Below are 14,296 nucleotides of genomic sequence, written 5' to 3' on the forward strand. Positions count from 1 at the left end.
CAAGCGCCTCTGGCGCGCCGGTGGTAAATTCAGCCTGACAGGAGGCCCGGCAGACGACGAACGCATGAGCGAAGCCTCAAAGGTTCAGGCCGCCTACGGAGCCGAGCAGATCCAGGTCCTGGAAGGCCTGGAGCCCGTGCGCAAGCGCCCGGGCATGTACATCGGCACCACCGGGCCCCGTGGTCTTCACCACCTCGTGTACGAGGTGGTCGACAACTCGGTTGACGAGGCCCTTGCGGGCCATTGCGACGAGATCCAGGTCGTTCTCGCGGAAGACGGCTCCGCTTCGATCACCGATAACGGCCGCGGCATCCCGACCGATATTCATCCCCGCACGGGTAAGAGCGCCCTGGAAACGGTGCTCACCGTGCTCCACGCCGGCGGCAAGTTCGGCGCCGGCGGTTACAAGGTGTCCGGCGGCCTACATGGCGTGGGTGTGTCGGTGGTGAACGCCCTCAGCGAATGGGTACAGGTCACCGTGCGCCGTCAGGGCCAGGTGCACCGGCAGCGCTTTGAGCGCGGCGCCCCGATCGGCAGCCTTGCCTCCGAGCCCCAGCCCGCTGACGAGAACGGCCGCACCGGCACCAGCGTCTGCTTCAAGCCAGACATTCAGATATTCACCGGCGGCATCGTTTTCGATTACGCCACCCTTGCCGCCCGTCTGCGCGAACTGGCCTATCTCAACGGCGGCGTGCGCATCGTCTTCCGTGATGAGCGTGAAAGCGCTCGCAATGCCGACGGTGAGGCCCACGAAGAGATCTATTTCTACGAAGGCGGCATCAAGGAATACGTCGCCTACATGAACGCGGAAAAGGATCCGCTGCATCCCGAAATCATCTATGTGAATGCCGAGAAAGACGGCGTTCAGGTGGAAGCCGCCTTGCAGTGGTGCGTCGATGCCTACTCCGACAGCATCCTTGGCTTTGCCAACAACATCCGCACCGTGGATGGTGGCACCCACATCGAGGGATTGAAAACGGTGCTCACCCGCACCCTCAACACCTTCGCCCGCAAGCGCGGCAAGCGCAAGGAAGCCGACTCCAACCTCGCGGGCGAGAACATTCGTGAGGGTCTCACTGCTGTGCTTTCGGTGAAGGTGCCTGAGCCGGAATTCGAAGGCCAGACCAAAACCAAGCTCGGCAACACCGAGGTTCGCGGCATTGTCGACAGCCTGGTGGGCGAGGCCCTCAGCCAATACCTGGAATTCAACCCCTCGGTGATCGACATGATCCTCGAGAAGGCGATCCAGGCCTTCAATGCCGCTGAGGCCGCCCGCCGCGCCCGTGAGCTGGTGCGCCGTAAGAGCGTGCTGGAGAGCTCAACGCTTCCCGGCAAGCTGGCCGACTGCAGCTCCCGCGATCCCTCCGAGTCGGAGATCTACATCGTGGAGGGTGATTCGGCTGGTGGCTCCGCCAAGCAGGGCCGCGATCGGCGCTTCCAGGCGATCCTGCCCCTGCGCGGCAAGATCCTCAACATTGAGAAGACAGACGACGCCCGCATCTACAAGAACACGGAGATTCAGGCTCTGATTACCGCCCTCGGCCTTGGCATCAAGGGTGAGGAGTTCGACTCCAAGAATCTGCGGTACCACCGCGTCGTGATCATGACCGACGCTGACGTGGACGGTGCCCACATCCGCACGCTCCTGCTCACCTTCTTCTACCGCTATCAGAAGGAGCTGGTGGAGGGTGGTTACATCTACATCGCTTGTCCGCCCCTCTACAAGGTGGAGCGCGGCAAGAACCACACCTATTGTTACAACGAGCAGGATCTCCAGAAAACGCTGGCTGGTTTCGGCGAGAAGGCCAACTACAACATCCAGCGCTTCAAGGGTCTCGGTGAAATGATGCCCGCGCAGCTCTGGGAAACCACCATGGATCCCACCACCCGCATGATGAAGCGGGTGGAGATCGAAGATGCCCTCGAAGCCGATCGCATCTTCACGATCCTGATGGGCGACAAAGTGGCCCCCCGGCGCGAGTTCATCGAAACCCACAGCGCCGAACTCGACATGGCCAAGCTCGACATCTGATGCCCGCTGCTGCAGCTGTTTTGCGTTGGAGCTGGTTGCTGGGGGTGGCCTTGATCGCGCCGGCCGCTCTGCCGGCCGGCGGTGCCGAGCGTCGTCAGCCCGAGGTGCGTCGCCGCGATGCCGGTGCCCCCTTCCTGAGTGGCAGTGATGCCCTGCTCCAAGGCAGTCCGCTGGTGGAGGCACCGGCCCTGCGTCATCTCGAGATCGGCACGCCCCTGCAACTTCTGCGCCGTTGGCGCTGCGCTGATGGCCACGAGTGGCTGCAGGTGCAGGTGGCCAGTGGCTCTGCCCTGCCCAGCGACCCCCAGCCCCGTCGCGGCTGGATCCATGGCTGAACCTTTGTTGCTTCCCGGTCAGGCCCTCTTGGTGGGCCTCGGAGCGATTCCTGGTGCCTGGTTGCGGCTGCGGATCGTCAATCACGTTGAACCGATCGTGCCCCGCAAGCATTGGGGCACCTTCACGGTCAACCTGATCGCGGCCTTCGCCCTCGGACTGGTGCTTGGTTTGCAGACCAGCGGTCGCTGTCAGCCGGCTGCGGCGGGGGCATCGCCTTTGATGCTGCTGATCGCCGTTGGCTTTTTCGGAAGCCTCAGCACTTTCTCCACCTTTGCGGTGGAGTTGCTCACCACCCTGCAGCGGCGCCATTGGGGTGAAGCCCTGTTGCTCAGCCTCGGTTCGATCCTGGGTGGCCTGCTGGTGGCAGGCCTCGGATACGGGCTGGGTCTGGCGGAGGGGCTGGTCTGATGGCGGATCCTCAGCCACCCAAGGGCCAGCTCACCCTGCGCGCTGAACTGGAGGAGTTGCTGCTGGTGGCGGTTGGCGCCATGCCCGGAGCCCTGATCCGCTGGCAGGTGGGCGTGCATCTGCACGACAAGGACGTGCTGGTGAACGTGCTGGGCGCCTTGATCCTGGGCTGGCTCGCTGGCCAACCGATTCAGGCGCGACGCCAGCTGCTGGTGGGCATCGGTTTCTGCGGTTCGCTCACCACCTTCAGTAGCTGGATGGTGAACAGCGTCGGCTTCCTTGCCGCCGGGGATTGGGCTTCGGCGCTTGGTTTGATTGGCCTCACCCTGGGGCTGGGGCTGGGTGCCGCAGCCCTGGGGTTCGCGCTCGGCCGGGCCCTGAAGGGCTTAGCGCCGAGCGATTGAGTGCCCTTGAAGGCTTTGCGTCAGGCGGCCAGGGCGGCTTCGATCGCCGTCTTGAGTTCGGCGTCTTCGGGGGCCACACCGCTCTTGAAGCGGGCGATCACCATGCCGTCTTTACCCACCAGGAACTTCTCGAAGTTCCAGGCCACATCACCGGCGGGAGCCGTCTGGTTGAGGGTGGTGTAGGGCTCGGTGGTGCTGCCCGTGGCATGCACCTTGTCGAAGAGTTCGAAGCTGGCGCCGTAGGTGGTGGAGCAGAAGCTCTTGATCTCATCCAGCGTGCCGGGCTCCTGGGCGCCGAAGTCGTTACAGGGGAAGCCCAGCACCTGCAGGCCTTTGGGGCCGTAGGCGTCCTGCAGGGCCTGGAGGCCGGCGTACTGCTTGGTGAACCCGCAGCGGCTGGCCACGTTCACGATCAGCAGCACCTGGCCGTTGTAGTCGCCGAGGCGCTTCTCGCTGCCGTCGGCACTGCGCACGGTCACGGCACTTACGTTCACGCTCATCGTCATCCAGTCGGGCGGGCGGCCATACACTAAGCACGCCCTGACGCATGCCGATGGACGAGGCAAACGGTGGGGGGGCAGCAGACGCCAACATCGCAGCTGTGGTAGCCCAGCAGCTCGAATCCATGCTCGCGAGCGGCAACTACGACGCCGTGAAGATGCTGCTGGAGCCGGTGCAGCCGGTGGACATCGCTGAGGCGATCGGCAGCCTTCCGCGCACCCTTCAGGCCCTTGCCTTTCGGCTGCTCAGTAAAGATGAGGCGATCGAGGTCTACGAGTACCTCGACCCGGCCGTGCAGCAGAGCCTGTTGGAGCGGCTCCGATCTGGCGAGGTGCTGGAGCTGGTGGAGGAGATGTCACCCGATGATCGGGTGCGGCTCTTTGATGAGCTGCCCGCCAAGGTGGTGCGTCGCCTGCTGGCAGAGCTGAGCCCAGCCGAGCGCCGCGTGACCGCTCAGTTGCTTGGTTACGAACCCGAGACTGCCGGTCGTCTGATGACGACCGAGTTCATCGACCTCAAGGAATTCCACAGTGCTGCCCAGGCGCTCACGATCGTGCGCCGTCGTGCCCGCGACACTGAGACCATTTACAGCTTGTATGTCACCGACGGCGAGCGTCGCCTCACCGGCATCCTCTCCCTGAGAGATCTGGTGACGGCCGACCCTGAGGACCGCATCGGCGATGTGATGACCCGGGATGTGGTGAGCGTGCGCACCGACACCGATCAGGAGGAGGTGGCCCGGGCGATCCAGCGCTACGACTTCCTGGCGGTGCCAGTGGTCGACCGGGAGCAGCGTCTGGTGGGGATCGTCACCGTGGACGACGTCATCGACGTGATCGAGCAGGAGGCCACCCGAGACATCTACGCCGCCGGTGCTGTGCAGGCCGGCGATGAAGACGATTACTTCCAGAGCAATCTGTTCACCGTCGCCCGCCGTCGGGTGGTCTGGTTGGCGGTGCTGGTGGTGGCCAATGGCTTCACCACCGAGGTGATCGCCATGAACGATGGGGTGCTCAAGCAGGTGGTGCTGCTGGCGGCCTTCATCCCGCTGTTGATCGGCACCGGCGGCAATGTGGGTGCCCAGAGCTCCACCGTGGTGATTCGTGGTCTGAGCACCCAGCGCATCCAGGCCCTTGGCCCGCTGAAGGCGATCGGCCGTGAAGCGATCGCCGGGGCGTTGCTGGGTCTCTTGATGCTGGTGGTGGTGGTGCCTTTCGCCTGGTGGCGGGGGGAGGGCCCGCTGGTGGGTGCGGCTGTGGGCATCAGCCTGATGGCGATCACCACCCTGGCGGCCACTGCCGGTGCCGCCTTGCCTCTGCTGTTTAACCGCATGGGCCTCGATCCCGCTTTGATGTCGGCCCCGTTCATCACCACGGCGACCGACGTTGCCGGGGTGTTCATTTATCTGCGCACGGCCGCCTGGTTGCTGCAGCGGTTGCAGGTGGGCTGAGCCGTAGCGCTCCGAGGCTTCAAAGCGCCTTAGGTATTTGCACTCAAAAGGGCGGGATTGGCCATTTCTGAGAGGGCTTCACACTTCTTCAGGAGTAGGCTTTACATAACGCAAAGGTGCTGTCATGGCCGTCTCCCCCGCCTCCAAGCCCCCATCGGCGGCCGCATCGCGCCCCATGGGTGGCGACGTGGATCTGGTGCGTTCGTACCTGCGGGACATCGGTCGTGTGCCGCTGTTGAGCCATCAGCAGGAGATCACGCTGGGTCGTCAGGTGCAGGAGCTGATGGAGCTTGAGGCGCTGGAGTCTGAGCTGAGTGAGCAGCGTGGTGGCGAGGTGGTGGCAGCCGAGGAGTTGGCGAAGGCAGCTGGCTTGAGCGGTGTGCAGCTGAAGCGGAAACAGCAGGCGGGCCGTCGCGCGAAGGAGCGGATGGTGGCGGCGAATTTGCGTTTGGTGGTGAGCGTCGCGAAGAAATACACGAAGCGGAATATGGAGCTGCTGGATCTGATCCAGGAGGGAACGATCGGCCTGGTGCGTGGTGTGGAGAAGTTCGATCCAACGCGTGGCTACAAGTTCAGTACGTATGCGTACTGGTGGATCCGTCAGGGGATCACGCGTGCGATTGCGGAGAAGAGCCGGACGATCCGTCTGCCGATCCACATCACGGAGATGCTGAACAAGCTGAAGAAAGGTCAGCGTGAGTTGAGCCAGGAGCTGGGTCGAACGCCAACGGTGACGGAGCTGGCTGAGTTTGTGGAACTGCCGGAAGAGGAGGTGAAGGAGCTGATGTGCCGTGCACGTCAGCCCGTGAGCCTGGAGATGAAGGTGGGAGATGGCGATGACACGGAGCTGCTGGAGCTATTGGCGGGGGATGGAGAGCTTCCGAGCGAGCAGGTGGAGGGCGAATGCCTGAAGGGAGATCTGCGCGATCTGCTGGAGCAGCTGCCTGATCTGCAACGGCGTGTGCTGCGGATGCGGTATGGGATGGACGGGGAGGAGCCGATGAGCCTCACCGGCATCGGCCGGGTGATCGGCATCAGCCGTGATCGGGTGCGCAACCTCGAGCGTGATGGCCTTGCCGGCCTGCGTCGCCTCAGTGATCAGGTGGAGGCCTACGTCTCCTGCTAAGAAGTCTCCTGCTAATAAGTCTCCTGTTGAGAGGTCGCTAGTTAAGGGTGCGCCAGCTGAGTGCCGCCTGCCCGCTCCGCAATCGCGATCAACAGTGGATTGACCTGATCGGGTGCCTCGTCGTGGGGGCAGTGCCCCACCCCTTTGATCACCTGGAGGGAGCGGATGCAGGCAAAGCGTTCTCTCCACACCTGTGCCTCCGCCACCGGCTCCCAGGGATCGGCCTCGCCCCAGATCAGATGCACGGGCAGATCAAGGTCTTGCAGCAGATCGGGAGCCAGGTGGTCATCGAACAGATTGATGAAGCCGCGAAAGGCCTCAGCCGCGCCTGGGCGCTGACTGGGTTGGAGCAGAAGCTGCACCAGCGCCTCATCCACGTTGTGCCCGCTGGGGTAGGCCTGCTTCAGCACCTGGCGGATCACCGTTGGTCTGGCCGCATTACGGAAGAGGGCTGTGCTCAGCCAGCGCTGGCTGACCAGGGTCTTCAGTAAGGGCCTGATCCAGGCCATCCAGGCGGGTTGCCTGGCGAGCTGTTTGTCATCCATCAGCCGTTGGGCGCAATCGATCAACACCAGGCCTCGGCAGGGACTCGCGTCCGGATCGGCCTGCAACAGCTGCGCGGCGCGCAGGGCCACCACTCCACCGATGGAGTTGCCCACCAGCAGCACCGGACGTCCCACGATCTCCCGGCAGAACGCCGCCACCTGCGCGCCCCAGAGGTCAAAGCTGTAGTGGATTGAAGCGGTGGGATCGGCGCCGACTTCGGCCCGCTCATGACCCAGGAGGGCATTGGGTTGGCTGCTGGCGCCAAAGCCGATCAGATCAAGCGCATAGCTGGGCGTGACGCTCCCAAGAACAGGCAGCACATGGCGCCAGTGTTCCTTGCAGGCACCGAAGCCGTGGATCAGCACCACGGCAGGGGTGGATGCCTCCGTTGAGGTTGAGGTTGATGTGCTGCACCAGCCCACCTCGAGCTGGAGAGTCTCCTGCCGCTTCCACAGCCAGAGCTTGGCTTCAGCTTGCACCTGCGGGGGCCTTGGGGTCGCTGAGCGCAGGCTCGCGCTTGCCGAACAGTCGCTCTTCGAGACCCTTGATCACCACATAAAAGGGCGGCACCACGCCGAGCGAGAGGATGGTCGCCACCACCAGGCCACCGAAGATCACCGTGCCGAGCGACTGCTGGCTCTGGGCGCCAGCGCCATTGGCCACCACCAGGGGGAGGAAGCCTGCCAGAGCTGCGATGGCGGTCATCAGGATCGGTCGCAGGCGCGACTCGGCCGAAGCGATCACCGCTTCTGTTGCCGTCATGCCTTCCTCGAGGTGTTGTTCGGCCACTTCGACGATCAGGATGCCGTTCTTGGCCGCCAGGCCGATCAGGGTCACCAGACCCACCTGGGCATAGATGTTGAGGTCGATCGAGCGTGCGGCCAGGAAGGCCAGGGCGCCGAGCATCGCCAGGGGCACGGTCATCAGGATGATCACTGGCGTCACATAGCTCTCGTACTGAGCCGACAGCACCAGATACACGATCAGGATGCCCAGCCCGAACACGAGCACACTGGCGCTGCCGGCGGAGAGCTGAAGGGCGGCCAGACCGGTGAAGGCGTAGCCGATGTTGTTGAAATCAAGTTGCTTGAACAGGTTCTGGATTGCCGTCAGGGCCTGACCTGAGCTCTTGCCCAGCGCCTGGGCGCCCTGCACCAGCACCGTCCGGTAGAGGTTGTAGTGGCTGATGATTGGTGGGGCACTGTCCAGCTCCGCCTCCGCAAACTGCGACACCTGCACCATCTGGCCATCACGGCTCTTCACGTAGTAGCTGAGGATGCTGTCGATATCGGCCCGCTGCGCAGCCTCTGACTGCACATACACGTTGCGCACCTGACCATTTTCGTAGGTGAGGCCCGTGTAGCTGCCACCGGAAAGGGTGGCGATCGTGTCCATCGCTTCCTGATAGTCGACGTTGAGGGCGCCCATCAGAGCCCGATCCACCTTGAGGCCGAAGGCTGGTGCGCTGGGGATGAACTGGCTGTAGAGCGAGGAGAATTCACCGCTGGCCTTACCGGCTTTGATCAGCTTCTGGGCCTGGTCGTTGAGCTGATTGAAGCTGTAATCACCGGTGAGGTCATTGAACTGGAAGTAGAAGCCCCCCTGGGCGGAGAAGCCCGGCACTGCAGGGGGCTGGCCGATGACGGCAATGCCGCTGCTGAGTTTCGAGAGTTTGGCGTTGAGGCGATCGGCGATTGCAAAGGAGCTGTTGCTCTGGCCCGAGCGCTCGCTCAGCGGTTTGAGACCGACCATGATCGTGCCCTGGTCAGGGCTCGAGCCGTTGAAGCCATAGCCGCTGATCACGGCGGCGTCGCTCACATCACTCTCTTGCTTGAGGATCGCGGCGATTTCCTTGCCCATCGACTGGGTCTGGCTCAGGGAGGCGCCGTTCTGCAATTGATAAATGCCAAGGATGTAGCCCTGGTCTTCATCGGGGATGAAGGCGGACGGCAGGGCCATGAAGGCGAGCACGGTGATCACGATGCCGCTGCCCAGGGCCACCATCACCCAGCGGCGGGCTCGGATCAGCGCCTGAATCAGGCGGGCATAGCCGTTCTGGAGTTTGGCGAAGTTGTTGTTGAACACCCGGAAGATCCGTGGCAGGTTCGCTCCCGCCAGGCCACCGACCACCACACCGAGGATGTAGGTCCATTGCCCGAAAGCAGCGGAGCTGAAGCGCCCGAAGGCCAGACCCACGATCACCCCGGCCACGGGCCAGGTCCAGCCTTTCGGTTCCGCCGTCTCGCCGCCGCGCAGGATCAGACCGGAGAGCATCGGCGAGAAGGTCAGCGCGTTGAAGGCGGAGATCGCGATTGAGAAAGCGATCGTCAGCGCGAACTGCTGGTAGATGATGCCGATGCTTCCCGGATAGAAGGCCACCGGAACGAACACAGCCATCAACACCAGGGCGGTGGCCACCAGTGCGCCGAACAACTCACCCATGCAGGCGAGTGCTGCCTGGCGCGGCCGCATGCCCGCTTCGATGTTTTTCGACACCGCTTCGATCACCACAATCGCGTCGTCCACCACCAGGCCGGTGGCCAGCACCAGGCCGAGCAGGGTGAGCTGGTTGATCGAGAAGCCGAACACCTTGATGAAAGCGAAGGTGCCGATCAGGGAGATCGGAATCGCCAGGCTGGGCACCACGGTGGCGCGCCAGTTCTGCAGGAAGATGAACAGGATCAGCAGCACCAGCACGATCGCCAGGCCGAGGGCATCGATCACGCCATCCACCGAGGCTTCGATGAACTGACCGATGTTGTACACCTGCGTCACAGTCACACCGGGTGGCACTGTGGCTGCAAACGACTCCATTTCCTTCACCACCGCATCGGCCACATCCAAGGCGTTGCTTTCAGGCGTCTTAAAGACGGCCACCGTGATCGCGTCGTGGTTGTCGGTGTTGACCGCTGCCGTTGTGTAGTTGTTGAAGCCGTATTGCACGCTGCCGACATCCTTGAGCAGCAGAAGGTTGCCGGTGGGCGAACGGCCGACGATCAGGTTGTTGAAGTCGTCGATCGACACCAGGTTGCCGTTGTTCTGCACCAGCAACGGGTAGGTGTAGGCCTGATTGCCGGAGGCTGGAGGTCCCCCCACCAGGCCGCCCACCGCCGTGGTGTTTTGCGCCTGTACGGCATCAATCACCTGGCTGGCGGTGAGGTTGTTGGCGGCCAGCTTTCCAGGGTCGACGTTCAGCCAGTAGGCGGGATTGCTGCCGCCAAGGATGTTGACGTTGGCAACCCCGTCGATCCGCTCCAATGGGTAGTAGAGCTGCTCATAGATCAGGCCGTTGAGGTAGGCCGAGTCGAACTGGCCGTCGCTGGAGGACACCTGATAGGCCAGCAGAATCGAGGGGGTGCTTTGTTGCACCGACACGCCAGTGGCCGAGACCTGCGAGGGCAGCTGGGGCATCGCCAGAGACACGCGGTTCTGCACGTTCACCTGGTCGATATCGATATTCGTGGTCTCGTCGAAGTAGACCTGGATGATGCTCTGCCCCTCCATGTTGCTGGTGGAGGAGATGTAGGAGGCGCCGGGCACGCCATTGATCTGCTGCTCGAGCGGGTTGGTGACCGACTGTTCGGTGACCAGCGAGTTGGCGCCGCTGTAGTTGGCCGTCACCTGGATCAGGGGCGGCGCAATGTTGGGCAGGTTGGCGATCGGCAGGGTGGGGATAGCGATCACCCCCATCAGCACGATCAGGATGCTGCAGACGGTGGTGAGAACCGGCCGCCTGATGAAGTTGTCGGAAAACGCCATGGCCTTCAGTTGCCCCTGGCGCCGTTGGCACTGTTGGAGACCTTCACCGGCAGGCCGTTGCTGAGCAGGGCCGTGTTGCTCACCACGACCGTTTCACCACGGTTCAGTCCGGAGCGCAGCGGGTAGAGGTTGTTCTGAAGCGTGCCGAGCACCACAGGTTTCTGCACCACGATCGGTGTGCTTGCCGGCAGCTTCTCCAGCTTCTGCTTGCTGGCTTCCGGCACGGAGCTGGAGGCCTTGATCTTGGGGAGGGCTTTGCTGAGGGGCACCACCACATACACGAAGGGTTGCTGCGCCTGCATGAACACCGCCTGCACCGGCACCGCCAGAGCCTGTTTCTGATCGATCAAGATCTGGCTCTTCACGAACTGGCCGGTTTTGAGCTTGCCGGTGAGGTTCGGGAAGGTGGCCTTCACCATCAAGGTGTTGGGCGACTGCTGGCTGCCGGAAATGCCGTAATAGGGCGAGATGAAGGTCACACTCCCCTGGCCGCTGACCGGTGGTCTGGTCTGGGAGCTCACCTTCACGGTCTGTCCGATTTTGATCTGATCCGCCTGGGTGGCGGGGATCTGCATCAGCGTCCAGAGGCTGGAGTTATCGACGATGCCCGTGATCGCCTGGCCAGTCTGCACGTAATCGCCGAGCTTCACCGTGTCGAGATCCCCGACGATGCCGTCGATCGGTGAGCGCACGTATTTGTATCCGAGCGTGGCGGCACTGGCGAGGGCCTGATCGCGGGAGGCGATCGCCTGGGTGGCGTATTGGTCTCGGGTTTTGGCCGATGCCGCGCCCTGCTCGTAGAGGAATTCGTAGCGCTCGGCGTTGAGCTTGTCGGTGCGGGCCTGGGCGCGGGCGGCATTGAGGGCGGCGCTCTGCTGCACGTTGTCGAGCACCAGGATCGGCTGGCCGGCCTTCACCCTGTCGCCTTCGCTGGCGAGAATCTTCACCACCCGGCCTTCCGTCTCCGGTCGCAGCGCCACATTGGTGGTCGACTCCAGCATGCTGATCGCTTCCACGCTGGGATTGAAGGTGGCCTCACCGATCCGAGCGGTCTGGACGCTGAGGAACTGCTGAGCGGGCTGTTTGGGCTTGCTGCAGGAGGCCAGCAGTGCGGTACTGGCCAGCAGGGAGAGCGTCAGCGTTCGCCGCACTGTCGGAGTGGCAAGAGATGGCCAGAAACTACTGACGCTTCATGGAAGCGGTGGGTGTTGTGGTCAGTTTGTGACCGCGTCAATCGCAGCGTCGATCGCCCCGTAGCAGCAGGCCAATTGCGCATCGCTGATGCAGAGCGGCGGCAGCAGGTAGACGACGTTGCCGAGGGGCCGCAGATACACCCCCCGCTCCAGGCAATGGCGTTGAAGTTGCCGGCCCACGGGGTTGAGGTAATCGGTGTCACCAACAGCCAGATCGAAGGCGGCCATGGTGCCCAGGCAACGCAGCCGCTGCACGGCCTTTCGCTCTTGCAGGTGCTCTAGATGCTTGCGGTGGCGGGCCTCGAAGCCGCTGAAGGCCTCTGGGTTGGCCTCGAGCAGATCCAGGCTGGCGAGGGCGGCGGCACAACCCAGGGGATTGGCCGTGAAGCTGTGGCCGTGGAAGAAGGTGTGAGTCGGTTCCGTGCTGATGAAGCCCTGATACAGGCGTTCGCTGGCCATCGTGCCCCCCATGGGCAGGAAGCCGCCGGTGAGCCCTTTGGAGAGGGCGATCAGATCCGGTTGGATCCCCGCCAGCTGGGAGGCGAACAGGGCGCCGGTGCGGCCGAAGCCGGTCATCACTTCATCGGCGATCAGCAGGGCGCCGCAGTCACGCAAGCGGGCGGCGACGGCCCTGAGGAATTCAGGACGCACCAGACGCATGCCGGAGGCTCCCTGGATCAGGGGCTCGACGATCAGCGCTGCTGTTGGCGTCGTCAGGGCCTGGTCGAGGGCTGCGAGTGCGACCTGCTCCCGCCCCTCCACCGTGGCATCGCCCCAGTGGGTGTGGGGCCAGGGGATGCGGCAGACGTCGAAGAGCAGGCTGTCGTAGGGGTCGGTGAACACCGAGCGATCACCGAGGGCCATCGCTCCAAAGGTGTCGCCGTGATAGGCCCCTTCAAAAGCGATCAGCTGACGGCGCTCGCTGCCCTGGTTGCGCCACCACTGCCAGGCGATCTTGAGCGCCACTTCGACGGCCGTGGAGCCGTTGTCGGAGAAGAAGAGCCGATCAAGACCGGTGTGGGCGGCGAGGCGGCTGGCGAGCTGTTCGGCGGGCGCGTGGCTGAAGTTGGCGAAGATCACCTGCTCCAGCTGCGTGGCCTGATCGGCAATGGCGGCGGCGATCGTCGGCTCGCCATGGCCGTGCAGGGTGACCCACCAGCTGCTGATGGCGTCGATCAGTTCACGGCTGCTTGAGGGAGAGCCCTCCAGGGGAGTGCTGTCGTCGAGCGTCAGCAGGCAGCCCTTGGCGCAACGCACCCGAAGAGGCTCAGGGTGCAAGGCCACCTGGGTGGTGGGGTGCCAGAGATGGGGATGCCAGGCCATGAATGAGATCTCAGGCGCGGAGGTCGTTGATCAGCTGTTGAATCGCACCAACCTGCTGCTCCACAGAGAACGAGTGGGCCAGGTCTCGGCCAGCGCCGGAGAGGTCGCGCCAGCTGGTGGGATCGCGCAGTAGCTGATTGATGGCACCAGCCAGCACGGTTCCATCGTCGTTCACCGGAAAGAACAGGGATGACCCTTGATGAAATTCCCGATGCACGGGGATGTCGCTGATCAGGGTGGGCAGCCCTTCCGCCTTGGCCTCGAGAACGGGGTAATCAAAGCCCTCCTCCTTCGACGCAGAGATGAGGGCCAGGCTGCCCCTCAGGGTCTGGATCAGTGCCTCCGGCGGAAGCGATCGGATCAGCTCCACCCGCTCGGGTTGAGGCAGAGCCCTCAATCCCTTGCGCAAACGTTGACTGTCGGGGCCATCCCTGCCGATGATTCGCACCCGGCCCTGCCAGTGGGGGAGCTGCCGTTGCACCCCCGCCAGCGCCCGCAGCAGTGCTGGCAGGTTCTTGTTGGCATCGTGGCGTGCCAGTACCACCAGGTCGGCGCTCTGGGGGGCTGGTAGCACCGGTCGTTGCACGCGGATGCCATTGGCAACCACTCGGATCCGCTCGGCTGGCAGGCCGAAGCTGATCAGTTGATCGGCCACATGCCGGCTGATCGCGATCACCCTGGTGGCACAGCGCAGATGACGCGGCTGCCAAAAGCGGTACTTGAGCCAGGCCTTGCGGCTGTTGGGACAGGTGAGGGGTGTCAGGTCATGGCAGGTGATCAGCTGAGGGAGCTGTGGCCAGCAGAGCAGCGCATCAAAAAAGGGGGAATAGATCAGTTCGGGCAGTTCTCCATGGAACCCACTTCCCTGGAGCAGCGCCGGTAGATCGAGGCCGTGCTGGGTCATGCCATAGCGCTGGAGGAGGCGCATCAGACGACCGGGTGCCTGGGGGGGCGGCTCTGGCTGCCAGGTATCGCGGTCGATCAGGCAGCCCTGCCCGCTTCCATCAAGCTGCAGCCTCCAGCCCTCCAGCCCTGGAACGACCCTCTGGACATAGCTCCCGAAGCCGGAATGGCCGGGCAGCCACGAGAGCAGATTGATCAGCAGAGTCAATCCCTTAAGGGCTGAGTGGGGACACATCCAGCGTCCCATGGGGGTCAGGGAGCCTTGCGTTGCGCGATGGCAACGGCGGAGATTGCCAGCCGATCAGACGGGCACAA

Annotated in this window: 12 protein-coding genes; 6 read left to right on the plus strand and 6 right to left on the minus strand. The window is 63.7% G+C overall.

The window, feature by feature from the left end; translation table 11 throughout:
* Positions 1–64: 64 nt before the first annotated feature.
* From gyrB to H0O21_RS04205, 4 genes are read left to right on the plus strand one after another with little or no spacing between them, the layout of a single operon-like run.
* Positions 65–2,032, plus strand: coding sequence for a DNA topoisomerase (ATP-hydrolyzing) subunit B (gene gyrB, locus H0O21_RS04190; protein ID WP_185190498.1), 1,968 nt, complete (start codon positions 65–67; stop codon positions 2,030–2,032).
* Positions 2,032–2,367, plus strand: coding sequence for an SH3 domain-containing protein (locus tag H0O21_RS04195; RefSeq protein ID WP_185190499.1), 336 nt, complete (start codon positions 2,032–2,034; stop codon positions 2,365–2,367). Before gyrB ends, H0O21_RS04195 begins: the two co-directional genes overlap by 1 nt.
* Positions 2,360–2,776, plus strand: a complete 417-nt coding sequence (locus H0O21_RS04200) for a CrcB family protein (RefSeq protein WP_185190500.1) — start codon at positions 2,360–2,362, stop codon at positions 2,774–2,776. Before H0O21_RS04195 ends, H0O21_RS04200 begins: the two co-directional genes overlap by 8 nt.
* A complete protein-coding gene (locus H0O21_RS04205) occupies positions 2,776–3,180 on the plus strand; it encodes a CrcB family protein (RefSeq protein WP_185190501.1) in 405 nt (134 codons plus the stop codon). Before H0O21_RS04200 ends, H0O21_RS04205 begins: the two co-directional genes overlap by 1 nt.
* 20 nt (positions 3,181–3,200) lie before the next feature.
* Here the strand turns inward: H0O21_RS04205 and H0O21_RS04210 are convergent, their stop codons facing one another.
* The gene (locus H0O21_RS04210; protein WP_131455182.1) at positions 3,201–3,680 is read right to left on the minus strand and encodes a glutathione peroxidase; all 480 of its coding nucleotides are present in this window, start codon (positions 3,678–3,680) and stop codon (positions 3,201–3,203) included.
* A gap of 53 nt (positions 3,681–3,733) precedes the next feature.
* On the opposite strand from H0O21_RS04210, the gene mgtE reads away from it, so the two are divergent.
* Both mgtE and H0O21_RS04220 read left to right on the plus strand, forming a co-directional pair.
* A complete protein-coding gene (mgtE, locus tag H0O21_RS04215; protein WP_185190502.1) occupies positions 3,734–5,131 on the plus strand; it encodes a magnesium transporter in 1,398 nt (465 codons plus the stop codon).
* Between the two features lie 124 nt (positions 5,132–5,255).
* A complete protein-coding gene (locus H0O21_RS04220; protein WP_304623035.1) occupies positions 5,256–6,257 on the plus strand; it encodes an RpoD/SigA family RNA polymerase sigma factor in 1,002 nt (333 codons plus the stop codon).
* A gap of 41 nt (positions 6,258–6,298) precedes the next feature.
* Here the strand turns inward: H0O21_RS04220 and H0O21_RS04225 are convergent, their stop codons facing one another.
* The 5 genes from H0O21_RS04225 to H0O21_RS04245 form a co-directional block, all read right to left on the minus strand.
* Positions 6,299–7,282 (minus strand): alpha/beta fold hydrolase, encoded by a 984-nt coding sequence (locus H0O21_RS04225; protein WP_185190503.1) that lies wholly within the window; start codon positions 7,280–7,282, stop codon positions 6,299–6,301.
* Positions 7,272–10,562: an efflux RND transporter permease subunit gene (locus H0O21_RS04230; protein ID WP_185190504.1), complete on the minus strand. Its 3,291-nt coding sequence runs from the start codon at positions 10,560–10,562 to the stop codon at positions 7,272–7,274. The genes H0O21_RS04225 and H0O21_RS04230 overlap by 11 nt, the downstream gene beginning before the upstream one ends.
* 5 nt (positions 10,563–10,567) lie before the next feature.
* Positions 10,568–11,713, minus strand: coding sequence for an efflux RND transporter periplasmic adaptor subunit (locus H0O21_RS04235; RefSeq protein ID WP_185190505.1), 1,146 nt, complete (start codon positions 11,711–11,713; stop codon positions 10,568–10,570).
* A 63-nt stretch (positions 11,714–11,776) separates the two neighbouring features.
* Entirely contained in the window at positions 11,777–13,078 is a 1,302-nt protein-coding gene (gene bioA, locus H0O21_RS04240) for an adenosylmethionine--8-amino-7-oxononanoate transaminase (RefSeq protein ID WP_185190506.1), read from the minus strand.
* A gap of 10 nt (positions 13,079–13,088) precedes the next feature.
* Positions 13,089–14,228, minus strand: coding sequence for a glycosyltransferase family 1 protein (locus H0O21_RS04245; RefSeq protein ID WP_255441126.1), 1,140 nt, complete (start codon positions 14,226–14,228; stop codon positions 13,089–13,091).
* Positions 14,229–14,296 lie beyond the last annotated feature (68 nt).

It is taken from the genome of Synechococcus sp. HK01-R (assembly GCF_014217855.1).
Taxonomy (GTDB): domain Bacteria; phylum Cyanobacteriota; class Cyanobacteriia; order PCC-6307; family Cyanobiaceae; genus Synechococcus_C.

Coding starts and splice junctions, on each gene's coding strand:
- gyrB (WP_185190498.1), top strand. CDS start 65: ATGAGCGAAGCCTCAAAGGTTCAGGCCGCCTACGGAGCCGAGCAGATC.
- H0O21_RS04195 (WP_185190499.1), top strand. CDS start 2,032: ATGCCCGCTGCTGCAGCTGTTTTGCGTTGGAGCTGGTTGCTGGGGGTG.
- H0O21_RS04200 (WP_185190500.1), top strand. CDS start 2,360: ATGGCTGAACCTTTGTTGCTTCCCGGTCAGGCCCTCTTGGTGGGCCTC.
- H0O21_RS04205 (WP_185190501.1), top strand. CDS start 2,776: ATGGCGGATCCTCAGCCACCCAAGGGCCAGCTCACCCTGCGCGCTGAA.
- H0O21_RS04210 (WP_131455182.1), bottom strand. CDS start 3,680: ATGAGCGTGAACGTAAGTGCCGTGACCGTGCGCAGTGCCGACGGCAGC.
- mgtE (WP_185190502.1), top strand. CDS start 3,734: ATGGACGAGGCAAACGGTGGGGGGGCAGCAGACGCCAACATCGCAGCT.
- H0O21_RS04220 (WP_304623035.1), top strand. CDS start 5,256: ATGGCCGTCTCCCCCGCCTCCAAGCCCCCATCGGCGGCCGCATCGCGC.
- H0O21_RS04230 (WP_185190504.1), bottom strand. CDS start 10,562: ATGGCGTTTTCCGACAACTTCATCAGGCGGCCGGTTCTCACCACCGTC.
- bioA (WP_185190506.1), bottom strand. CDS start 13,078: ATGGCCTGGCATCCCCATCTCTGGCACCCCACCACCCAGGTGGCCTTG.
- H0O21_RS04245 (WP_255441126.1), bottom strand. CDS start 14,228: ATGGGACGCTGGATGTGTCCCCACTCAGCCCTTAAGGGATTGACTCTG.